The 26009-nt window shown below is 62.9% G+C and carries 2 protein-coding genes; both read right to left on the bottom strand.

The window, feature by feature from the left end:
• Nucleotides 1-35: 35 nt before the first annotated feature.
• The gene (locus LJX92_RS11020; protein WP_228309752.1) at nucleotides 36-11885 is read right to left on the bottom strand and encodes a non-ribosomal peptide synthetase; all 11850 of its coding nucleotides are present in this window, start codon (nucleotides 11883-11885) and stop codon (nucleotides 36-38) included.
• Nucleotides 11886-11888: 3 nt separating this feature from the next.
• A complete protein-coding gene (locus LJX92_RS11015) occupies nucleotides 11889-25934 on the bottom strand; it encodes a non-ribosomal peptide synthase/polyketide synthase (protein ID WP_228309751.1) in 14046 nt (4681 codons plus the stop codon).
• Nucleotides 25935-26009: the final 75 nt, after the last annotated feature.

The following is a 26009-nucleotide window of genomic DNA, read 5'->3' as shown; positions in this document are numbered from 1 at the left end:
GGATACAGGATCCGGGCTTCTCGTAAAGCGGCGGCTTACCTCATCGCATCCACCAAACTGCTGATGAACACCGCGCTGTCGATGATGCCGTCATGATCAGTCTCAATCATCACCGAGCGCTCGATACGCCCCTGGCTGATCACCGTCGCCATCTGCTGCTCAATCACTTCCTTGAATCGCCCTGCCCGGCTCTTGGCTGCCCACCAGCAACTGATGGGAGCCTTGATCGGCTTGAAGTCAGCCTGCAGCAAGCGCTCACTCAGTGCCCGGTCAACGTCCCAGGATATCTGCGCCTCATTGCCACGCAGCAGTTCCTCTTTGACGGCAGTAAATGCTTCGCCCAAGGTCTGTTCAGCCCAGCTCACGAATCCCAGCCATTGCTGCGCTTCATCCTCGGTATCCCGCCGGCATTGCTGCCAGGCACCCTGGATGGACTCGGCAAATTCGGGGAACATCACCCCCAACAAGGCGGCACGGCGCTCATTGGCTGAGACTTCGAGGTCGTCCTCGACCTCCACAGCATCCCAGTAGGGTTTGACCCACTGCGGCGGCGCAGCGTCGATCCAGCCTACAAACTCAACCTCGCGGCCGGCTTGCTCCAGGCCGTAGGCCACTTCCATGGCCAGATTACCGCCCAACGACCAGCCGGCCAGGCGGAACGCGCCATGGGGTTGGGCCGCCAACAATTGCGCGGTGTAATCCTCGACCATCACCTGCCAATGCGGCACCGCGGCGCCGTCTTCAGCCAATGCGCGACACATTACCCCGTACACCGGGCGCTGCTCACGCAGGGCCAGAGCAATCGCGGTGTAGCAATGCACCGAGCCGAAGCTTGGGTGGAACATGAACAACGGCGTGCCTTGCGTCTGCTGGTTAAGCTTGACGATCAACGACGCTCGGCTATCGCCCTGCAAGCACTTGACCTGCCCCGCCACGGTGGGGTTAAGCATCAATTGGCTGACGGACAGGTTCACGCCGCTGACCTTGCGAATCCGCTCCTTGAGCATCAGCACCCGCAGCGAATGGCCGCCGAGTTCGAAGAAATTGTCGCGAAGCCCCACACGCTCCACTTCCAGAACCTCGCGCCAGATCGCCGCGATCTGCTGCTCGATCTCGGTGACAGGTGCCTGGTGTTGCTCAGCGCTCTGAGCCTCAGGCTTGGGCAGTGCCTTACGGTCCAACTTGCCGTTCGGGCTCAGCGGCATCTGCGTCAGCACCACCCACTGCGCTGGGACCATGTAGTCCGGCAACTGCGCGGCCAGGTACGCAACCACCGCCGCTTTCCAATCCTCAAGCGGCTGTTGCAGCACCAGGTAACCCACCAGGTGCGTGCCGTCCACCGCCAGCACTGCGGCTTCGCGGATACTGTCGAGCTCCAGCAGGCGCGCTTCGATTTCTCCCAACTCGATACGCAGGCCACGCAGTTTGACCTGATGGTCCATGCGCCCGGCATATTCGATCACGCCATCGTCGCGATAACGCGCCAGGTCGCCGGTGCGATACAGACGTGTGCCGCTACCGAACGGGTCAGTCACAAAACGCTCAGCGGTGAGTGCCGCGCGGCGATGGTAACCCCGCGCCAAGCCAATACCGCCCAAGTACAATTCACCCAACACGCCCACCGGTGCCGGCTCCAGATTGTCATCCAACACGTAGCAACCCAGGTTGGCAATCGGTCGGCCAATCGGCACGGCATCGCGGCCTTCCTCGACACAAGTCCAGTGGGTCACATCGATAGCCGCTTCGGTGGGACCGTACAGGTTGTACAACCCGGCGTGGGGTAACTTGGCGAACACCTGTTGCTGGGCGTCCGCGGGCAATGCCTCACCGCTGCAGACGATGCGTTGCAGGCTCTGGCACGAAGCAACTGCCGCGTCTTGCAAGAACGCTTGCAGCATGGACGGCACGAAATGCAGCGTGGTGATCTGCTGCGAGTTGATCAGGCTCACCAGCCTGGCAGGGTCACGATGATCCCCCGGCGCCGCCACCACTAGGCGGGCGCCGGTCATCAACGGCCAGAAGAACTCCCACACCGACACGTCAAAGCTGAACGGGGTTTTCTGCAATACGCTGTCGCGGGCGTCCAGACCATAGGCCTGCTGCATCCAGCACAGGCGGTTGGTCAGTGCGTTATGGCGGTTGCCGGCGCCCTTGGGTTGGCCGGTGGAACCGGAGGTGTAGATCACGTAGGCGAGGTTTTCGCCATGCACGGTAATATCCGGGTTGTGGCTGCCGAACGCCTCCAACCAGGCATCGCCCTGCTCCAGCACCAGAGTGCTCACACCCGCTGGAACCGGCAGTTGCGCCAGCAGGTGGGTCTGGGTCAACAGCAGTTGTACGCCACTGTCTTGCAGCATGTAGGCCAGGCGGTCACCGGGGTATTCCGGGTCCAGCGGCACATAGGCGCCACCGGCCTTGAGCACCGCCAACAGGCCGACCACCATTTCCACCGAGCGCTCCAGCGCCAGGCCCACCAGCACATCCGGGCCGACTCCGGCCGCCATCAAGCGGTGCGCCAGCCGGTTGGCCCGGGCGTTCAACGCGCTGTAACTCAGGGTTTGCCCGTCAAACACCAACGCCTGCGCATCCGGCGTGCGCAATACCTGAGCCTCGATCAAGCGGTGTACTGCTTGATCGAGCGGGTAGTCCACCGCCGTGGCATTCCAATCCTGCACCACCAACTGACGCTCGGCCTGCGCCAGAGACGGCAACGCGCCAAGACGTTGACTGCCATCGGTGGCCAGAGCCAGCAGCAACTGCTGGAAGTGCTCGGCCAAGCGCTGGATATGCGTTGTGCTGAAGGCCTGGCGGGCGTAATTGAATTCCAGGCCCAGTGTCTCGCCGAGGGCCAACAACACGGTCAATGGATAGTGGGTCTGCTCCAGGCTGTGCACTGCACCAAACCGCAACCCCGACGGTGCACCCTGCTCCAGCGCCTCGGACACCGGATAATTTTCAAACACCAGGATACTGTCGAACAGGGCTTCACCGCCCAGCCCGGCCCAACGCTGGATCTCGAACAGCGGCGTGTGTTCTTGCTCACGCAAGCCAACGTTCTGCTGCTGGAGCTGCTGCAACCAGTGGCTGACCGACATCTGCGCATCCGGCGTCGCCACCACGGGCAGCGTGTTAATGAACAATCCGACCTGCTGTTCAATCCCGCGAAGTTGCGCCGGACGCCCTGCCACCGTGGCGCCGAAGGCTACGGTGGCTTGCCCGGTGTGGTGATGCAACAGCAACAACCAGGCGCCTTGCACCAGGGTATTGAGGGTCACCTTGTGGCGCTGGGCAAAGGTTCTAAGCTGTTCGGTTTGCGCGGCATCCAGGCTCAAGCGATGTTCGCCATTGACCGCCAGGACCGCGTCCGCCTCAGACTGTGCGGAACGGGACAGACGCGTAGGCTCTTGCAGGTTGACCAGTTGGTCTTTCCAGAACGCTTGACTGGCAGCTTTATCCTGCGCCTGCAGCCAGGCGATATAGTCACGATAACGCCCGGTCGGCGCGGGCAGCGCCTCACCCGCATACTGTTGCAGCACCTCACCGAACAGCTGCGAACCACTCCAGCCATCCATCAGGATATGGTGATTGGTGTAGATCAGGTGGTAGCTCGATACCCCCGTGCGCACCACCGTCAAGCTCAGCAACGGCGCCTGCTCCAGCACAAAGCCCTGGGCCCGTGCCGACTCGGCCAAGTCATCAAGAGCCTGGTTGCAGTCTGCACGCGTTTGCCAATCCAACTGCACAAACGGCAGGTGCGCCTGCTTGTAGACCACCTGCAAAGGCTGCTCAAGCTCCGCCTGCCAGACAACACCGCTGCGCAGGATCTCATGACGCTCCACCGCCACCTGCCATGCCTGGTGGAAGCGCGCTACGTCCAGGCCCTGCACATCAATGCGCATCTGGTTGATGTAGTCACCCGAGCCTTCGCCGTACAGCGATTGGAACAACATGCCTTGCTGCATCGGTGACAACGGGTACAGGTCTTCGACCTCGGCCACGTTCAGCGCCAGGCCATCCAACTGTGCCTGGGACAACCGCGCCAGGGGGAAGTCCGACGGCGTCACGCCCTGGTGCGTCGACTCACAGCAGTGGTCGATCAGCGCCTTGAGTTCAGTTGCATATTCATCAGCCAGGCATTGCACCGTCGCCTCATCGAACATCGCCTGGCTGAAGCTCCAGTTCAATTTCAGCTCGCCGCCAAAGACTTGGCCATTGATCTCCAGCCAGTTGCCCAAAGGCGCCTGCTGGCTTTGCTCGGCACCACTGGCATCACCGGTCGGTGTGAACAGCCCTGGCTGTTCGCCATTGTCAAAACTGGCGTCAAACTGCCCCAGGTAGTTGAAGGTAATACGTGGGCGTGGCAAGGCCGCCAGCGCCAGTTGCGCCTCGGTATCGCCCAGGTATCGCAATGCGCCAAACCCCAGGCCCTTGTCGGGCACGGCGCGCAATTGCTCCTTGATGTGTTTCAGGGAAGTACCCAGGGAGTCAGCCGGAACCAAATGCAATGGGTAAAGGCTGGTAAACCAACCGACCGTGCGGGTCAGGTCGATCTCATCGAACAGGTCTTCACGACCGTGGCCTTCCAGCCGTATCAACATCGAAGCCTCGCCGCTCCAGCGTGTAATCACCCGCGCCAGGGCGGTGAGCAGCAGGTCGTTGATCTGGGTACGGTAGGCACTCGGCGCGTCTTGCAGCAAACGTCGCGTATACGTGGCGTCCAACTGCGTGCTCACGCTCAGCGCCAGCTGATTGCTCAAGCTTGCCTGTGGATCAGCGCCGGGCAAGCCGACCGGGCTGCCTTGCAATTGCGTCTGCCACCAGGCCAGTTGGTGTTGCAGCGCAGCGCTACGGGCATAGATCTGCAAGCGTGCGGCCCAGGCGCGGGTGGCGCTGGTCTTGGCGGGCAACGCCACAGGAGCGCCCTGCGCCAGTTGCTGGTAAGCGCTTTGCAGGTCTTCAAGCAGGATGCGCCACGACACACCGTCCACCACCAAGTGATGGATCACCAGCAACAAACGCTGGGAGCCATCGGCCAACTGCGCCAACACAGCACGCACTAACGGTCCGATAGCCAGGTCGAGGCTGCGTTGGGCTTCTTCACCCAGGGCGTCCAGCTCCTCGACGCTGTTCAAGGTGGTTTGCCACAACACCTGTTCAGCCTGGTGCTGATCGGGACCGCGGTAAGCTGCGCTCCAGCCTTGCGGCCCCTCGACGAAAGTGCTGCGCAAGGCATCGTGATGCACGATCAACGCCTGCAGTGCCGCCACCAGCAGCGGCGCCTGCAACGGCTGGTGCGGTTGCAGCACCACAGACTGGTTCCAGTGGTGACGCTGGGGAATGTCATCGGCAAAGAAGCCTTGTTGCACTGGCAGCAGCAGCAACTCGCCGGTCAGTGCCGACTGGTCCAGTTGCACCGTGCCCTCGCCTTCCCGGGCGACGGTCGCCAGGCTTTGCACGGTCTGATGCTGGAACAGATCCTTGGGCGTGAAGCGCACCCCGGCCTGGCGAGCCCGGCTGACCACCTGGATCGAAATGATCGAGTCGCCACCCAGTTCGAAGAAGTTGTCATGCAAGCCGACTTGCGGCAGACGCAGCACGTCGGCCCAGATGGTGGCGATCTTCTGCTCCAACTCGCTCTGAGGTGCCACATACACCTGCTGCATCTGGCTCACATCCGGCAGCGGCAAGCCCTTGCGATCGAGCTTGCCGTTAGGGGTCAGCGGCATACGTTCGAGGAACATCAAGTGCGTCGGCACCATGTAGTCCGGCAAGCGGGATTTCAACGCGCGACGTAAGGTTTCGCGGCCGTTTGATTGAGCGACTGCGTCGTCCAGAAGTGTTGAGTCCAGCGGCACGACATAGGCCACCAGCTGCTTGCCGGTCGGGCCCTCCTGAGCCACCACCACGGTTTCACCGACGCTGACCTGCTCGCGCAAACGCGCTTCGATTTCACCCAACTCGATACGGAAACCGCGGATCTTCACCTGATGGTCAACACGCCCCAGGTAGTCCACCACCCCATCCGGACGCCCACGGGTCAGGTCGCCGCTGCGGTACACACGGCTGCCCGGTTTGCCGAACGGGTCCGGCACGAAACGCTCGGCAGTCAGTGCCGGGCGCTCCAGGTAACCCCGGGCCACGCCCTCGCCGCCCAGGTACAACTCGCCTGCCACGCCGATGGGTTGCAGATTGAGTTGAGAATCCAGGACGTAACCGCTGCGGTTGCCGAGCAAGGTGCCGATGGGTGCGTAGACTGCACCGCATGGGTCGCCCTTGCGCGCTTTCCACAGCAACGGCGTAACCACGGTTTCGGTCGGGCCATAGCCGTTGAACAGGTACTTGGGTTTCAGCGCGCGCCAAGCCAGGTCATAGCTGGCTTGAGCAACGGCATCACCGCCGAAGCAATACACCCGCACCGCCGGTGGGTTGCCGTCGCGCTCGGCATGTTCGGCCAACTGTTGCAGGTACACCGGCGGGAAGACCGCCATGGTCACGTTATGGCGGTGCATCTGCTCATAGGTGTATTCGGGCAACCACAGGCTGTCATCACGGATCAACACGCTGGCGCCGTTGATCAATGGGTGCATCCAGCCTTCGTGGGAGCCGTCGAAGGCGAACGACATGAAGTGCAGTTCGCAATCGGCCGGCGAGGTTTCATAGCGCTCGCCGGTAGCGATAATGTGCGCCACCAACGGCCCGTGAGACACCGCCACGCCCTTGGGCAGGCCGGTGGAACCGGAGGTGTAGATCACGTAGGCGAGGTTGTCGCCGTCCAGCGCCACATTCGGTGCTGTTTCGCTATAACCTGACCAGGCGTGCACCTGATCCACCGCCAAGGCTTCCAGGCCCTCCGGGATCGGCAACCGCTGCTGCACTGCAGAATGAGTCAGCAGCAATTTCGAGCGGCTGTCCTGCATCATGTACAGCAAGCGATCACGCGGGTACTCGATATCCAGCGGCACATACACGCCACCGGCTTTCATCACCGCCAGGAACGCCACCATGATTTCGGCACTGCGCGGCATGGCAATGGCCACGCGCACTTCCGGGCCGACGCCACGGGCAATCAGGGCATGAGCCAGACGGTTGGCCTGGCGATCCAGTTCGCCGTAGCTCAGGGTTTGTGCGTCGAACTTCACCGCCACCGCCGTCGGGTTTTCCCGGGCGCGATCGGCAAACAATTCGTGCACCCAGCGCTCGGCCGAGAAGCCAGAATCCGTGCGGTTCCAGAGTTGCAGGATCTGTTGTTGTTCGGCCGCGTCCAGCAAGCTCAACTGACTGAGCTGCTGCCGCGGGTTGGCAACCATCCCCTGCAGCAGGTTCTGCCAGTGGCGCGCCATGCGTTGCACAGTGCCAGCTTCGAACAGGTCCTGGGCATAACCCAGGGTGGCCCATATGCCTTCGGTAGACTCCTGGATATCCAGGTCCAGGTCGAAATGAGCGGTCTTGCTTTCCCACTCCAGCCCTTGCACCTGCAACGCTGGCAATTGGCGCTGAACCTGGACCTGGCCGACATCGGTCTGGTGGTTGAACATGACCTGAAACAACGGGTTATGACTCAGACTACGCTCAGGTTGCAGAGCTTCCACCAGTTGTTCGAACGGCAAGTCCTGGTGGGCCTGGGCCTCGACCGCGCGTTGTCGAACGTGCTGCAACAACTGCTCGACGCTCATCTGCCCATGCACATCCGCCTTGAGCACCTGAGTGTTGACGAAAAAGCCGATCAGCCGCTCGGTCTCGCTGCGATGGCGGTTGGCAATCGGCACACCGACGCGTATTTCTTCCTGGCCGCTGTAGCGGTGCAACAAAGTCTGGAACGATGCCAGCAGCAACATGAACAGGGTCACGCCCTGCTCTTGCGCCAACACCTTGAGACCCTGGGTGAGTTCGGGCGCCAGCTCGAAGGCCAGGCGCGCGCCACGGTGGCTCTGCACCGCCGGGCGCTGGTGGTCGAACGGCAACTCCAGCACGCTCTGCTCACCGCCCAACAGCTCACGCCAGTAGGCCAGTTGACGTTGCTTCTCGCCGGCGTCCATCCAGTTACGCTGCCATACGGCATAATCGGCGTACTGGATCGGCAACACCGGTAGCGGCACATCCTGGCCTTGGCTGTAACCGGCATACAACTGCACCAACTCCTCGACCACTAACTGCATTGACCAACCATCGGAGACGATATGATGCTGCACCAGCACCAACACATGCTCGTCGGCGGCCAGGCGCAGCAACGTCACGCGTAGCAACGGGCCCTGCTGCAGGTCGAACGGCTGGGCAATCAACGCTTCTACCCGGGCCTGAAGCTGGGCCTCATCGACATCAGCCTGGGTGATCGGCAAGGCCACCTGCGGTTCAATCACTTGCACCGCGCCGTCGTGATCCTGGCGAATATGGGTGCGCAAGCTTTCATGGCGCGCCAGCAAGCTATCGAAACTGTGCTGAAGCGCGCCTAGATCCAACTGCCCTTTCAAGCGTAATGCACTGGGGATGTGATACGCCGCACTCTGGGGCTCCAGTTGCCACAGAAACCATTGACGCTCCTGGGCATAAGACAACGGCAACGGCTGCTCGCGGCCCGCCGGCAGCAGAGGTGGCGCCGTCGGCATCGGGCTGTCCTGGGCCTGCAAGGCGGTGACAAATGCCTCCAGGCGTGGGTGTTCGAACACGGCCTTGAGCGGCACTTCCAGGCTCAGGGTCTGGCGTATCCGTGATACCACCTGCATCGCCAACAGCGAATGGCCGCCCAGTTCGAAAAAGTGCTGGTTCAGGCCCACGTGCTCGGTGCCGAGGACATCCGCCCAGATCGCTGCCACCTGTTGCTGCAACGGCGTGACCGGCGCCAGCCAGTCCCGTTGCATGGCGGCGGCTTCGGGTTTTGGCAGCGCCTGGCGGTCCAGCTTGCCGTTGGGGTTCAAAGGCATGTGGTCGAGGAAGATCAGGTGCGCTGGCACCATGTAGTCCGGCAGGTGTTCACGCAAGGTCAGCATCAGTTGTTCGCCAGCCTCCGCGCGCTCGGTTTCAGACAGCGTCTGCGCCGGCACCAGGTAGGCCACCAGTTGGTTGTCAGCCGCCAGCAACAAGGCTTCACGCACACTGTCCTGAGCCAGCAGTACGCTTTCAATCTCACCCAGTTCAATGCGGAAACCACGGATCTTGACCTGGTGGTCGACCCGCCCGACATACTCCACCACGCCGTCGGCGCGATAACGCGCCAGGTCGCCCGTGCGGTACAGGCGCTCGCCTGCCGCGCCGAACGGGTCCGCGACGAAACGTTCGGCAGTCAGGCCCGGCCGTTGTAAATAAGCGCGGGCCAAGCCACTGGCGCTGGCGATATAGAGTTCACCGACTGCGCCCAGCGCCAGCAAGTTCAGGTCGCGGTCCAGCACATACAGACCACGCCCTGGCAGCGCCCGGCCAATCGGGCTGGCACCGGCGGCGCTGACGGCGCTCGCGTCGGTGCAGTCCAGCACACTGGAGACCACAGTGGCCTCGGTAGGCCCGTAGGTGTTGAGCAAGCGCACATGGCTAAGCCCTGCGCGCTGCCACAGGAGTGGGCCATCCAACGGCATGGCTTCGCCGCCGATATGGATCTGGCGCAAGGCACCATAAGACCTCGGGCCCGCTGCCAGGCAGTCTTGCAGGAACAGCTTCCAGTAGGCCGTGGGCAAGTCGGCCAAGGTGATGCCCTGGGCGATGATCTGCCGATACAGCTCGGCACCGTCCCACAGTTGCGGGCCGCGCAGTACTACGGTGGCACCGAGGGTCAGGGCCGGGTACAACTGCTCGACAAAACCGTCGAAGTTCAGGGTGGCAAACTGCAACACCCGGTCTTGGGCAACCAGTTGCGAGTAATCCGCCGCGATGCCAACGAACTCACTCAGGGCAGCATGGCTGATGGCAACCCCCTTGGGCTTGCCGGTGGAGCCGGAGGTGTAGATCACGTACGCCAGGCTCTGGGGCTCGACATCAGTCGGTAGATTGTCCTCGGAGCACTGCGCCAATGGGGCCAGATCAATATCCACGGACGACACATGAGCCGGCAACGGCAGGCGCCCGCGCAGGTGGGATTGAGTCAACACCAGCCCGACGCCGCTGTCCTCAAGCATATGCACCAGGCGTTCGCGCGGGTACTCAGGGTCCAACGGCACATAGGCTGCGCCCGTCTTGAGCACCGCCAGCAAGCTGACCACCATGGCAAAGGAGCGCTCGACGCAGATCCCCACCCGCCCATCAGCGCCGATGCCCTGGGCCAGCAGGTAATGCGCCAGGCGGTTGGCCTGGCGATTCAGTTCGCCATAGCTGAGGGCCTGGTCATTCAGGGCCAGGGCCTGGCGGCCCGGCTGCCGGTCGGCCTGGGCTTCAAACAGCCGGTGCACCGCGTGCAGGGTGGTGGCACACGCCGGAGCATTCCAATCCTGGAGCATCACCTGTTGCTCCACGGCACTCAGCATCGGCAGCTCGCAGAGACGGCTGCGCGGTGCGTTCACCACCGCCTGCAACACGTGCTGCCAGTGCTGCGCCAAGCGCTCGACGGTAGCGGCGTCGAACAAGTCAGTGGCATAGGTCAGCGCAGCCCAGAGGCCCTCGGCGGATTCATGGGTATCCAGGCTCAGATCGAAATGGGTGGTCGGGCTGTCCCACTCCAGTTCCACCACACGCAGGCCCGGTAACTGCTGGCCTTCGCGGCCGCCCTGGGCATCGGTCTGGTGGTTGAACATCACCTGGAACAATGGGTTGTGGCTCAAGCTGCGTTCGGGCTGCAACGCCACCACCAGTTGTTCGAACGGCAGATCCTGATGGGCCTGGGCCTCCAGGGCGCGACGCTTGGTTTGTTGCAGCAGTTCGGCAAAGCTCATCTGCCCGTCGAGGTCAGCCTTGAGCACCTGCGTATTGACGAAGAAGCCGATCAGCCGCTCGGTTTCGACACGGTTTCGATTGGCATTCGGCACGCCAATACGAATGTCCGACTGCCCGCTGTAGCGATACAACAGGGCTTGGAACGACGCCAGCAACAGCATGAACGCCGTCACACCCTCCTGCTGCGCCAGGCGCTTGAGACCGGCCACCAGAGCCGGTGGCAGATGCACCTGCACGCTTGCACCGCGATGGCTTTGCTGCGCCGGACGCGGGCGGTCCAGCGGTAGCTCAAGCACCGGCTGCTCGCCGCCCAGCAGGGCCTGCCAATAGGCCAGCTGGCGCGCCTGCTCTCCGGCCTCCATCCAGCCTCGTTGCCACAAGGCGTAGTCGGCGTACTGGATCGGCAGCTCAGGCAGTTGCAAATCATGGCCCTGACTGTGAGCGGCGTAGAACTGCACCAGCTCTTCGACCATCACTTGCATCGACCAACCATCGGAGACGATGTGGTGCTGCACCATCACCAGCACATGTTCATCTTCGGCCAGTTGCAGCAGCGTCACGCGCAACAACGGCGCCTGGTGCAAATCGAACGGCCGTGCGACTTCGGCTTCCACCCGCGCCATCAACTGTGCCTCGTCGATACGCGCCTGGTGGATCTGCACCCGCGCCTGGGGCATCACCGCTTGCCAGAGGCGTTCGCCGTCCTCGACCAGTTGTGTGCGCAAGCTCTCATGCCGGGCCAGCAGGCTGTCGAAACTGCGCTGCAATGCCGCCAGGTCCAAGTGCCCGTGCAAACGCAGGGCCCCGGGGATGTGATAGGCGGTGCTGTCCGGATCCAGTTGCCAAAGGAACCACTGGCGCTCTTGAGCGTAGGACAGCGGCAGATGTTGGCCGTCCTCGCGGATCGAGGCAATCGGCAGTTGAGCGAAACTCATGCCCCGGCTTTGCAGGCGCTGGTAAAACTGCTGGCGCTGCTCCAGAGGCAAGCGAAGAAAGCGCGACACCAAGTCGATATTAGGATTGGAAAGCATGGTTCAAATCGCCTCTAGTTCGCTCAAAAAGTCACGCAGGTCATCAAAATCTTCCACGCTGCCGGCGCGGAAAGTGGCTGCCGCCTGCACGTAGGCACGCAGCGAATCGGTCTGGAACAGTTCCATCAGCGGCACGTCAAGGCCCAATTCGGCTTGCACCCGGGAGGTGATCTGGATCGCCAGCAAGGAATGGCCGCCGACTTCAAAGAAGTTGTCGTTCAGGCCCACTTGCGGCAGGTGCAGGATGTCGGCCCAGATCGCAGCGATCTGTTGTTCAAGCTCGGTTTGCGGGGCCACGTACTGTTGCTGCATCTGGCTCGCATCCGGCAATGGCAACCCCTTGCGGTCGAGCTTGCCGTTGGGGGTCAGCGGCATTTGCGCCAGGAATACGAAGTGGCTGGGCACCATGTAGTCCGGCAGGTCGGCTTTCAAGGCTCGCCGCAGGGCATCGCGAAACTCGGCGGGGTCTGCCAGGCTGACATCTGCCGGCACTACATAGGCCACCAACTGCTTGCCGGTCGGCCCCTCCTGGGCGACCACCACGGTTTCACCGACGCTGACCTGCTCGCGCAAACGCGCTTCGATTTCACCCAACTCGATACGGAAACCGCGGATCTTCACCTGATGGTCAACACGCCCCAGGTAGTCCACCACCCCATCCGGACGCCCACGGGTCAGGTCGCCGCTGCGGTACACACGGCTGCCCGGTTTGCCGAACGGGTCCGGCACGAAACGCTCGGCAGTCAGTGCCGGGCGCTCCAGGTAACCCCGGGCCACGCCCTCGCCGCCCAGGTACAACTCGCCTGCCACGCCGATGGGTTGCAGATTGAGTTGCGAATCCAGGACGTAACCGCTGCGGTTGCCGAGCAAGGTGCCGATGGGTGCGTAGACAGCGCCGCATGGGTCACCCTTGCGCGCTTTCCACAGCAACGGCGTAACCACGGTTTCGGTCGGGCCATAGCCGTTGAACAAATACGTTGGTTTGAGTGCACGCCATGCCAGGTCATAGCTGGCTTGAGCGACGGCATCACCGCCGAAGCAATACACCCGCACCGCCGGTGGGTTGCCGTCGCGTTCGGCATGTTCGGCCAACTGTTGCAGGTACACCGGCGGGAAGACCGCCATGGTCACGTTATGGCGGTGCATCTGCTCATAGGTGTATTCCGGCAACCACAGGCTGTCATCACGGATCAACACGCTGGCGCCGTTGATCAACGGGTGCATCCAGCCTTCGTGGGAGCCGTCGAAGGCGAACGACATAAAGTGCAGTTCGCAATCGGCCGGCGAGGTTTCATAGCGCTCGCCGGTGGCGATAATGTGCGCCACCAACGGCCCGTGAGACACCGCCACGCCCTTGGGCAGGCCGGTGGAACCGGAGGTGTAGATCACGTAGGCGAGGTTGTCGCCATCCAGCGCCACGTCTGGTGCCACGTCTAGTGCCGTATCACTGTAACCGGTCCATTCTTCGCTACGATCGATCGCCAGGGTGGTGAGCCCCTCGGGGATCGGCAGTTGTTGCAACGCACGGCTATGGGTCAGCAGCAGTTGCGCACGGCTGTCCTGCATCATGTAGAGCAAGCGATCACGCGGGTACTCGATATCCAGCGGCACATACACGCCACCGGCTTTCATCACCGCCAGGAACGCCACCATGATCTCGGCGCTGCGCGGCATGGCAATCGCCACGCGCACTTCCGGGCCGACGCCACGGGCAATCAGGGCATGAGCCAGACGGTTGGCCTGGCGATCCAGTTCGGCGTAGCTCAGGGTTTGCGCATCGAACTTAACCGCCACCGCATCCGGGGTTTCCCGGGCACGGTCGGCTACCAACTCGTGGACAAGACGCTCGGCGCAGAAACCGGCGTCGGTCTGGTTCCACAGCTCAAGGATGTGCTGTTGCTCATCCTGGCCCAGCAGCTTCAATTGGCCGATAGCCTGTTGTTGGTCGGCCACCATTGCCCGCAACAGGTTCTGCCAATGCCCGGCCATCCGCTCGATGGTCGCCACAGCGAACAGGTCAGTGGCGTAACTCAGGGAGGCGCGCAGCACGGTCGGGTTTTCTTCCACATCCAGCGCCAGGTCGAACTGGGCCACGCCCTCATCCAGATCCAGGACCTCCACGTGCAGGTCGGTCAGGCGACTCAGGTGGCTGTCGGCACCGCTTACACGGTGGTTGAACACTACTTGGAACAACGGGCTCAGGCTCAGGCTGCGCTCCGGTTGCAAAGCCTGCACCAACTGCTCGAAGGGCAGGTCCTGGTGCGCCTGAGCCTCCAAAGAGCGCTGGCGTACCTGGTGCAGCAATTGCTCCACGCTCATCTGGCCATGAATATCGGCCTTGAGCACTTGGGTGTTGACGAAGAAGCCAATCAAACCCTCGGTTTCGAGACGGTTGCGGTTGGCAATCGGCACGCCGACGCGCACGTCCTCCTGGCCGCTGTAGCGATGCAACAAGGCCTGGTAAGACGCCAGCAGCACCATCGGCAGCGTCACACCCGCGCTGCGTGCCAGGCTGCGCAAGCCGTCCAACAGCTCGGGGGCCAACTCGATGCCCAAGCGGGCGCCGCGATGGCTTGGCTGAGCCGGGCGCGGGTGATCGAACGGCAATTCCAGCACCGGTTGCTCGCCGCCCAAATGCTCGCGCCAGTAGGCCAGTTGACGTGCCTGCTCGCCCGCGGCCATCCAGTCGCGTTGCCATACGGCATAGTCGGCGTACTGGATCGGCAGCATCGGCAGGCTTGGGGTTTGACCCTGGCTGAAGGCGGCATACAACTGCACCAACTCCTCAACCATCAGTTGCATCGACCAACCATCGGAGACGATGTGGTGCTGCACCAGCACCAGCACATGATCATCGTCGGCCAGACGCAGCAACTTGACCCGCAGCAGTGGCCCGCGCAGCAGGTCGAACGGGTGGGCGACCACTTCGGCGACCCGCGCCTTGAGGCTAGCGTAATCACTATCGACCCGGTCGATATCGACGCAGCCAACGGCCTCAATGACCTGCAACGCACCGGTGGCCTGTTGCTGAAAATGCGTGCGCAAGCTTTCATGGCGTGCCAGCAGGCTGTCGAAGCTGCGTTGCAGTGCACTCAGGTCCAACGGCCCTTGCAAACGCAAGGCGCTGGGGATGTGGTACGCGGCGCCGGTCGGGTCCAGTTGCCAGAGGAACCATTGGCGCTCCTGAGCGTAGGACAGCGGCAAAGGCTGCGTGCGGTCGGCCTTGAGCAACGCTGGCGCAGGAGCGCACTCCTCGCCCAAGGCCCGAACGAAATCACTCAGCAGCGGGTGTTCGAACAAGGTCTTGAGCGCAACTTCCAGTGTCAGGGCCTGGCGAACCCGCGACACCACACGCGTAGCCAGCAATGAATGGCCACCCAGCTCGAAGAAGTGGTCGTCGAGGCCGACCTGCGGCACCTCCAGCACTTCGGCCCAGATGGCCGCCACCTGCTGCTCGCGCAGGGTTACCGGTGCTATATGGCCTTTGAGTGAATCGCCAACCTCCGGCTTGGGCAGCGCCTTGCGGTCGAGCTTGCCGTTGGGGGTCAAGGGCAGGCTATCGAGGAACATCCAGTGCGCAGGCACCATGTAATCCGGCAGGCGCTCGCGCAGCGCGGCTTTGTACGCCTGCTGTGGCTGCGGTGCGGAGCTGACCAGATAGGCGATCAGGCGGTCGTTATCGGCCAGCACCACCGCTTCGCGTACACCGTCGTGCTCACGCAGACAGGCTTCGATTTCACCCAGCTCGATCCGGAAGCCACGGACCTTGACCTGATGGTCGACGCGCCCGATGTACTCCACCACGCCGTCGGCCCGGTAGCGTGCCAGGTCACCGGTGCGGTACAGGCGTTCGCCCGGCGCCCCAAACGGGTTGGGCACGAAGCGTTCGGCAGTGAGGGCCGGCTGCCTGTGGTAACCGCGCGCCAGGCCGACACCGCCGATCAGCAGCTCGCCAGACGCGCCTTGCGGGCATGGAGTGAGGCCGGGATTGAGGATAAACAACCCGGTATTGGCAATCGGCCGTCCAACGAAAGGCTGCGCTTGGTGCAGACGATGAGCCGCTGACCAGATGGTAGTTTCCGTCGGGCCATAGAGGTTCCATACGGTACCTTGCAGCTCGAGCAGGCGCTGGGCCAAGTCGGCTGGCAGCGCTTCACCACCGCACAGACAGGTTATGCCACTCAGTAAATGGGCGCGCGGGCTATCGAGCAACATGCGCCAGCTCGATGGCGTGGCCTGCAGCACACTCGCGGCCTGACGCTGGGCCAGTTCGAGAATCGCCTCAGGGTCGAGGGCCATGTCCTGGGCGCTCAGTAGCACTGTGCCGCCCATACTCAGCGGCACGTACAGCTCCAGGGCGAAGATATCGAACGAGAAGGTCGTCAGCGACAACAGCCGCGTCTGCCGGCCAATATCCAAGGTGCCGGCCATACCGCTGGTAAAGCTGCACAGCGCCTGGTGGCCTACCATCACCCCTTTAGGCTTGCCGGTGGAGCCGGAGGTGTAGATGACGTAGGCCAGATTTTGCGGTGTAACGCCAACCTGCGGGTTATATGCCTGCGTGCCGACATCCTCGACCATCAGCACCTGCACGCCTTGCGGCTGCACCAGGCGCCCTTGCAGGTGCGCCTGGGTCAGCAGCACCCGGGCGCGGCTGTCTTCGAGCATGAACGCCAGGCGCTCTGCCGGGAATTGCGGGTCGAGTGGGACATAGGCGCCACCGGCCTTGAGAGTCGCGAGCAAGCCGACCACCATGTCCAGGGAGCGCTCCACGTGCACTGCCACCAGCACGTCCGGGCCGACGCCCATGGCGATCAAACGATGGGCCAGGCGATTGGCGCGGCGGTTGAGTTCACCGTAGCTCAGGCGCTCCTCGTCGAAGTGCAGCGCGATGGCGTCGGGTTGCGCCACGGCCTGGGCCTCAAACAGCTGGTGTACGCAGTGTTCGTGTGGGTATGGGGTGTCGCTGCGGTTCCAGTCGTGCACCATTTGTTGCCATTGCGACGTGCTCAGCATCGCCAGTTCATCCAAGGGCTGGGAGGCATCGTGCACGACCGCGCGCAGCAAGTTTTGCCAATGCTCGGCCAGACGCTCCACCGTTGCAGCGTCAAACAAGTCGGTGGCGTAGGTCAGGGACGCCCAGAGGCCGTCGGCCGATTCCTCGGTTTCCAGGTTCAGGTCGAACTGCGTGCTGTGACCCGCCCAGTCCATTGGCTGCAACACCAGGCCAGACAGTTGCACTGAACCCGAACGCAGGCTGCTTTGATGATTGAACATCACCTGGAATAGTGGGTTATGGCTCAGGCTGCGCTCCGGCTGCAACACCTGCACAAGTTGCTCGAACGGCAGGTCCTGATGGGCCTGGGCTTCTAAAGCGCGCAGTTTGACTTGGCCCAGCAACTGCTCGAAAGGCATCTGCCCGTGCAACTGCGCCTGCAGCACTTGGGTATTGACGAAGAAGCCCATCAGCCGCTCGGTTTCGAGACGATTACGGTTGGCGATCGGCACGCCGACGCGAACCTGCGACTGGCCGCTGTAGCGGTGCAGCAAGGTCTGGAACGAGGCCAGCAGGAGCATGAACAAGGTCACGTCCTGGCGTTCGGCCAAGGCTTTGAGCTCAGCCAGCATCACGCGGTCAAGATGGATCTGCCGGCGTGCGCCGCGATAGCTCTGCACCGCTGGGCGCGGATGGTCCAGCGGCAAGTCCAGCAGCGGATGTTCGTTACCCAGACGGGCGCACCAGTAATCGAGCTGGCGTTGTTGCTCCCCTGCCGCCATCCAATCACGCTGCCAACGGGCATAGTCGGCGTACTGGATCGGCAAGGCCGGCAAGTCCGCGTCACCTTGGTACAGCGCTACCAACTCGTCGATCATGACCTGCATCGACCAGCCATCAGAGATGATGTGGTGCTGGGTAATGACCAGCACGTGGTGCTCAGGCGCGACGACCAGCAACTTGACGCGCATCAATGGGCCGTCAAGCAGGTCGAACGGGCGCTGGATTTCTTCGCTGACGGCGTGCTCGATGGCATCGGCGTCGATCGCTTGCTGCTCAATCGGCACGGTCAGACTGGGGTGGACGACTTGCAAGGTGTGCTCGCCCGCCTCCACAAACGTAGTGCGCAGCGGCTCATGACGCTGCACCAGGGCCTGGACGGCGCGTGCAAGTGCCGCACTGTCGAGTTGACCGCGCACGTGCAATGCAGTCGGTACATGGTAAGCCGCGCTGGCCGGGTCCAATTGCCACAGGAACCATTGACGCTCCTGAGCAAAGGACAACGCCAGCGGCTGCTCACGTCCAAGTACTTGGAGCGCTGGCGCCGTATCGGCCGTCAAGCCTGCGCAAGCCGCCGCGAAGGCTGCCAGCGTCGGCTGTTCGAACAGGGCCCGCAACGGCACGTCCAGCTTGAGGTCGTGACGCACCCGTGAGATCACCTGAGTCGCCAGCAACGAGTGACCGCCGCGCTCGAAGAAGTGGTCGTCCAGGCCAACCCGCTCCACGTGCAGCACCGCTTGCCAGATCGCTGCCAACTGCACCTGCAAAGGGCTCTGAGGTGCCACGTACACGGCGCACGCCTGGCTCAGATCCGGTGCCGGCAGCGCCCGGCGGTCGAGCTTGCCATTGTTGTTAAGCGGCAAGGCATCGAGTACCACCCAATGTCCCGGCACCATGTAATCCGGTAACGCCTGACGCAAGCGAGTGGCCAGTGCCTGCGTTTCCAACTGCTGATCGTCGGCGGGTACCACATACGCCACCAACTGCATGCCGATCGCGCTCGGCTGGGCAATCACTGCCGCTTCACGCACGTCGGGCAAGGCTTGCAGGCTGGCTTCGATCTCGCCCATTTCGATACGAAGGCCGCGAATCTTCACCTGATGGTCGATACGCCCCACGTATTCCAGCGCCCCCGCCGCGTTGTACCGGGCCAGGTCGCCACTGCGATAAAGCCGCGCACCGGGCGTGGCGGAAAATGGGTCCGGCAAGAAGCGCTCGGCAGTGAGCGCCGGGCGATCGAAGTAGCACTGGGCCAAGCCCGCCTCGGCGCCGATGCATAACTCGCCCACACCGTCGGTGCTCAGCAGTTCGAAACCGCTGTCGAGCACATACAGCGCACGCCCCGCAATCGCCTGCCCAATCGGTACGCCGTACGCGTCGTTGGCATCGGTCAACTGGCAGTCATGCACGCTGGACACCACCGTGGCTTCGGTCGGCCCGTAGGTATTGACCAGGCGCACATGACCAAGCCCTGCGGCATGCCAGGCACGTACACCCTCCACCGCCATGGCTTCACCGCCCACATGCACCTGGCGCAGCTTGCCCAGGGAGCGGCAGTGCACTGCACATTCCTGCGCCAACAGATACCAGTAGGCCGCCGGCAAGTCGGCCAGGGTTACGCCTTGCTCGACGATCTCCCGCGCCAGTTGCCCGGCGTCCCACAGCTCATCACTGCGCATGATCAACGCTGCACCCACACACAAGGGCGGGAAGCACTGCTCGACAAAACCGTCGAAACTGAAGGTCGCAAACTGCAAGACGCGATCCTCGGCACTCAAGCGGCTGTACAGCGTGGCACTGTCGCAGAATTGACCGAGGGCGGCATGATCGATGGCCACACCTTTGGGCTGACCGGTGGAGCCCGAGGTGTAGATCACATATGCCAGATCAGCAGCGGCAGCAGGGTTGGGCACGTTGGTCGTCGGGTAGCCGGCCAGCTCGTCACCGCAGGCGGTGAAATCCACACGTGCCAGTCCTTGGGGCAATGGCAGATCCACGAGCAAGCCCACTTCGCTGAGCAGCAGGTTGAGTCGGCTGTCGGCGAGCATGTAGGCCAGGCGCTCGACGGGGTATTTCGGGTCCAGCGGTACGTAGGCCGCGCCACTTTTGAGTACCGCCAACAGGCTGACAATCAACTGTGGGCCACGACGCGAAGCCAGGCCCACCCGTTGTCCGGGACCGACACCAAGCTCCAATAGGCGATGGGCCAGACGATTGGCCCGCTGGTTTAGCTCGGCGTACGTCAAGCCTTCGCCACCGGCCAGTACAGCCATGGCGTCTGGGGTGGCCTGGGCTTGGGCAGCGATGCGTTGATGCACGCGCTCGTTACCCTGGGCAGCCGCAGCTGACCGGCTGAGAGCGAGCATATTCTGCTGTGCGGTGGCGTCGAGAAGGCGCAGGTTACCAAGGGGTACATGGGCATCTGCGAGCAATTGCGCCAGCAGGTGTTGAAGGTTGGCGCTCAGGCGGGCGACTTGCGGCTCGCTGAACAGCGAACGGTCGTAGCTGAACTCCAGGCGCAGGTTGGCCCCCAGCTCAATGCCCAGGGTCAATGGGTAGTGCGTTTGTTCATGGTTGTGCAGGCGGCCGAAGGTCAGGCCAGCCGGCGCGCCTTGCTTGAGCGCCTCGGCAACCGGGAAGTTTTCGAACACCAGCAAGGTATCGAACACCGCGCCGTGATGGCCGGCCCAAGCCTGGATATCGTAGAGCGGTACATGCTCATGGTCGCGCAGGCTGAGGTTGAGCGCTTGCAACTCGCCGAGCCAGCTTGCGACCGACTGGGCTGGCGAGGCTGCACTGATGATCGGCAAGGTATTGATGAACAGGCCCAGTTGCTGCTCGATCCCTGGCAGTGGCGCGGAACGCCCGGCCACGGTGGCGCCGAAGGCCACGCAATCCTGGCCTGTGTAGCGCTGCAACAGCAGGCTCCAGGCGCCTTGCAACACGGTATTGAGGGTCACTTTGTGCTGGCGCGCAAACTCGCCGAGACGTCGGGTAACGTCGCTGTCCAGCGCCACGTGATGGTCCGCCATGCCGATCCCGTCCACCGGCTTGCGCAGTGCCTGGGCCAGCAAGGTCGGCGCCGGCAATGCTGCCAGTGCGGCTTTCCAGAACGCTTCGCCAGAGCCTTGCTGTTGCAACCAGCCCAAATAATCGCGCCATTGCCCCAGTGGTGCGGGCACAGCCTGGCCTGCGTAGTGAGCAATGACTTCGCCAAGCAACTGCGCGTTGCTCCAGCCATCCATGAGAATGTGGTGGCTGGTAAAAATCAGGTGCCAGGCCGCGCCCGCACCGCGCACCAGGGTCAGGCGAAACAGCGGCGCGGCATTCAGTGCGAAACCGCGCTCACGTTCAGCCTGGGCCAGGGCGTCGAAGTCGGCATACGGGTCTTCAATCACTTGCAGTTGCAGGTCAACCTGGTGCTGGATCAACTGGTGAGCACTGTCCATTCCCAACCAGTGGAAGCTGCTGCGCAGGGTGTCATGGCGGTCCAGCGCGGCCTGCCACGCACGCCCGAAGGCCAATAGGTCGAGCCCTTCGATGTCGAGCCGCAACTGGTTGATATAAGACTGGGCCTCGGGCGCAAGCAACGTGTGGAACAACATGCCCTGCTGCATCGGCGACAGCGGGTGAAGATCGGCAATGGCCGACCCCGCCACGGGCAATGCATCCAGTTGCTGCTGAGTAAGACGTGCCAACGGAAAATCCGACGGGGTCACCTGCCCTGCCGGAGCAGCACAGCAATGTTCGATCAACGCCTTGAGTTCAGCGGTGTATTCATCCGCCAGACGCTGGACGCTCGACACGTCAAACATCTCACGACTGAAGCCCCATTGCAGCGCCAACTCACCGCCATACACCTGCCCTTCCACTGTCAACCAGTTGGCCAGCGGTGCCTCGGGATCCTGGGCTTGGCCGCTGCCTTCACTGGCCGGTACGAAGAGTGCCGACTCATTGAACTGACGGTCGAACTGGCCCAGGTAGTTGAACGTAATGCGCGGTGCGGCGAGGTTCGCCAGGCTTTCGCGGGCCTGCGGCGACCCCAGGTAACGCAGCAGACCGTAACCCAGGCCCTTGTCGGGCACGGCGCGCAGTTGCTCCTTGACCGATTTGATCGCATCGGACAACTCGCCTTCGGCGCGCAGACGCACCGGGAACAGGCTGGTAAACCAGCCGACGGTGCGGCTCAGGTCGATGTCGTCGAACAGGTCTTCGCGGCCATGGCCTTCGAGCTGGATCAGCGCAGCGGGTTGTTCGCTCCAGCGGCTGATCACCCGCGCCAGGGCCGTCAGCAGCAGGTCGTTGACCTGGGTGCGATAGGCCGCCGGTGCGTCTTGCAGCAACCGGCGGGTCTGCTCGGCGTCGAGGCGGGTTTCCAGTTTGGTGCCCAGCCGGTTTTGCAGGCCGCCCTCGGGGTGGTCGCAAGGTAGATCGGTGTCGACCGATTGCGCCTGCCAGTACGGCAGTTGTTCGTCGAGGGTTTGCGCGTGGTCGTGAAGTTGCTGCGCCCAATGCTGGTACGCGCTGGTTTTCGCCGGCAGCGACTGTTCGCGGTAAGCCTGTTGCAGGTCTTCGAGCAGGATGCGCCAGGACACACCATCGACGACCAGGTGGTGGATCACCAGCAGCAAGCGTTGGCTGCCATCGGCCATGCTCACCAATGCGGCGCGTATCAGCGGGCCTTGTTCGAGGTCGAGGCTGCGCTGGGCTTCATCACAAAGCGCTGCCAACTCGGCGTCGATGTTGGCGTGGGACTGCCACAGCAGCGGCTCGGCGAGGGGCGCCGCATGGCTCTGATGCCAGCCATCCGCCTGCTGCACAAAACGCAGGCGCAAGACGTCGTGATGCTGGATCAGCTGGTTCAAGGCCGCTTCCAGCTGCGCGGGCTGCAACGCCTCTCGCGGGGTCAGCAGCAACGACTGGTTCCAGTGATGATGTGCCGGGATCGCCTGGGCGAAAAAGTGCTGTTGCACTGGGGTCAGAATCACCTCGCCACTGAGCGGGCCCTGGTCGATCAGGCTGACTTGGTCGAAGCTGGCCACCCGTGAAAGGCTACGGATGCTTTGGTACTGGAACAGGTCCCGGGGGCTGAGTCGGATACCGGCCCGGCGGGCGCGGCTGACCACCTGGATAGAAATGATCGAGTCGCCACCCAGCTCGAAGAAGTTATCGTCCTGGCCGACCTGTTCAACGCCGAGCACATCGCTCCAGATCGCCGCCAGGGCTGTTTGCAGGTCGCCTTGTGGGGCGATAAACGCCTGTTGCAGCGCTGCATCCGGCAGTGGCAATGCCTTGCGGTCAAGCTTGCCGTTGGCGGTCACCGGCAGCTTGGCCAGGGTGAGGAAGTGGGTCGGCACCATATATTCCGGCAGGCTGCCGAGCAGCCAGGCCTTGAGGTCGGTCGGCTCCTCGCCTTCACACACCAGGTACGCGACCAATTGTTTGCCACCTTGCACCAACACCACCGCTTCGCGCACTTGCGGGTGCTGCATCAGGCGGGTTTCGATTTCGCCCAGTTCGATACGCAAGCCGCGCAACTTGACTTGGTGATCGAGACGGCCGAGGTATTCGATCACACCATCGGCGCGCTGGCGCACACGGTCACCGGTACGATACAGCCGCTCACCCGTCACGAACGGGCTTGGCACAAAACGTTCGGCGGTCAACGCCGGGCGCCGATGATAACTGCGCGCCAGGCCAGTACCGCCCAGGTACAGCTCGCCAGCTACACCGTCAGGCACCGGGTTGAGTTGGGCGTCGAGCACATAGGTGGCGAGGTTGGCGATCGGGCGGCCGATGGGTACGCTGTCGGCGCCTTCGTCGATGCAGGTCCAGTGGGTGACGTCGATGGCCGCTTCGGTCGGGCCATAGAGGTTGTACAGCGCCACATCGGGCAGCCTGGCGAACACCTGCCGTTGCGCATCCAGGGGCAAGGCTTCGCCACTGCACACGATTCGCGTGAGGCTCGCACACGTTTGAACGCCCGGCTCATGGATAAACACCTGCAACATCGACGGCACGAAGTGCAACGTGGTGATGGCGTACCGGCCGATGGTTTCGATCAGGCGCGCCGGTTCACGGTGCTCCCCAGGCGCCGCAACCACCAGGCGCGCACCGGTCATCAGCGGCCAGAAGAATTCCCACACCGACACGTCGAAGCTGAACGGGGTTTTCTGCAACACCGCATCCGCGGCATCCAGACCGTACGCCTGCTGCATCCAGCTCAAGCGGTTGACCAGCGCTCGATGGCTGTTGCCGGCGCCCTTGGGCTTGCCGGTGGAGCCGGAGGTGTAGATCACATAGGCGAGATTGAGTGCATCAATAGCGACGGCGGGCGCTGTGTGGCTGTAGCCGTCGAGCCACAGCGCCGGCTGATCCAGGGCAATCACCTGGATACCGGCAGCGGGCAGCGCGGCCAGCAGGCTTTGCTGGCTGAGCAGCAACCGAATGCCGCTGTCTTCGATCATGTAGGCCAGGCGTTCCTGGGGATACTCGGGGTCGAGGGGCACGTAGGCGCCACCGGCCTTGAGAATCGCCAGCAAGCCGATGACCATTTCGACGGAACGCTCGACACAGATCCCCACCAGCACGTCGGGGCCTACGCCCTGCTCGCACAAGGCGTGGGCCAGCTGGTTGGCCCGGCTGTCGAGCTGGGCGTAGGTCAAGGTGGTTGTACCGAATACCAGTGCCGGTGCATCCGGGGTGCGCTGAACCTGGTCTTCGATCAGGTGATGAATTGCGCGTTCGGTTGGGTATGGCTCGGCAGTCTGGTTCCAGGTGTGAACCAGCCGGTGCTGTTCTTGGGCATCAAGCATCGACAATTCGCCGATACGCTGTTCGCCATCCAACACCATCGCCTGCAACAGGCTGATCCAGTGTTGGGCCATGCGGTCGATGGTCGGCGCGTCAAACAGGTCATTGGCGTAGGTCAGCGCGGCGTGCAGGGTGCCGGATTTTTCATAGGTGTCCAGGGTCAGGTCGAACTGCGTGGTGCGGCCTTGCCATTCCACCAGGGCCAGCTCAAGGCCGGACGCGGTACTGACCGAAGCGATGTCGGCGACGACCGGCTGGTGGTTGTACATCACCTGGAACAGCGGCGTGTGACTCAGGTTGCGCTCGATTTTCAGCGCTTCTACCAGGCGCTCGAAGGGCAATTCCTGATGGGCCTGGGCACCCAGGGCGTGTTCCTTGATGCCTTGCAACAGCTCGGTCACGCGGGTTTGCCCGCTCAGTTCGGTGCGCAACACCTGGGTATTGACGAAGAAACCGATCAGCCCTTCGACTTCAGTGCGGTTGCGATTGGCAATCGGCACGCCGACGCGGATATCACCCTGGCCCGTATAGCGATGCAGCAGCACATTGAACGCGCCCAGCAGCAGCATGAACAAAGTGACGTTGTGTTTTTGCGCGCAACTGCGCAGTTGTACCGCCAATGCCGGATCAATCGCGAAGTTATACCGCGTGCCTTGATGGCTGGGCATCGCCGGGCGTGGGTGGTCGGTGGGCAGTTCCAGTACCGGATGCTCGTCGCCCAGGCGCGCCTGCCAGTATTCCAACTGGCGCGCCTGCTCCCCCGCTTCCAGCCAGCGCCGTTGCCACAGGGCATAGTCGCTGTACTGGATCGGCAGCGCCGGCAATTGCGGTTCTTCGTTGCGCTCATGGGCGTCATAGCAACGAATGAACTCGTCGATCAGCACGTTCATCGACCAACCATCAGAGACGATGTGATGCAGGGTCAGCAGCAGCACGTGCTCTTGATCGGCGAGTTTGAGCAGTTGCACACGCAGCAGCGGGCCGTGCTCCAGGTCGAACGGCAACAGGGACTGGCGGGTAGCGGCGTCGCTGACGGCCTGCTCGCGCTCGGCGGCTGGCAAGGCGCTGACGTCCAACTGCTCGACATTCACCGCCGGTTCTACCGCCACCTGCGCCAAGCGCTCGTCGGCCTGTCGCTGGAACACGGTGCGCAGGGTTTCGTGACGCGCCACCAGGCTGGCGAACGCCTGCTCCATCGCAGGTAGGCTCAGCGCGCCGGTCAAGCGCACCGCGCCAGGTAAATTGTAGGCGCCACTGGCCGGTTCCAATTGCCAGAGAAACCACATGCGCTGCTGCGCGTAGGAAAGCGCCTGGCGATCCTCAACCTCCACCCCTGCCGGTATCGGAAACCTGGAAAAATCCACGCCCTCTTTCTGCAGGGCTTGCAGGAACAGTTGGCGTTTTTCCAGGGGCAGCCCGATAAACCGGCGAGCAAGTTTCAAGGAGTCTTCAGCATTCATTTCTTCGAATCCGGGGCAATAGGCGGGAAGCACAAAGGCACGTCGTCCCTATAAAACGAACCGGGAAGGGAAAAA

The organism is Pseudomonas sp. HN8-3 (assembly GCF_020790195.1).
In the GTDB taxonomy this organism is placed as follows: domain Bacteria; phylum Pseudomonadota; class Gammaproteobacteria; order Pseudomonadales; family Pseudomonadaceae; genus Aquipseudomonas; species Aquipseudomonas synxantha_A.
Note: the sequence above shows the minus strand (reverse complement) of the source record. Positions and strands in the feature narration are given on the sequence as shown.

Bases quoted from the DNA above. Each gene is read 5' to 3' on its own strand.
- LJX92_RS11020 (WP_228309752.1), bottom strand. From the start codon at position 11,885: ATGCTTTCCAATCCTAATATCGACTTGGTGTCGCGCTTTCTTCGCTTG.
- LJX92_RS11015 (WP_228309751.1), bottom strand. From the start codon at position 25,934: ATGAATGCTGAAGACTCCTTGAAACTTGCTCGCCGGTTTATCGGGCTG.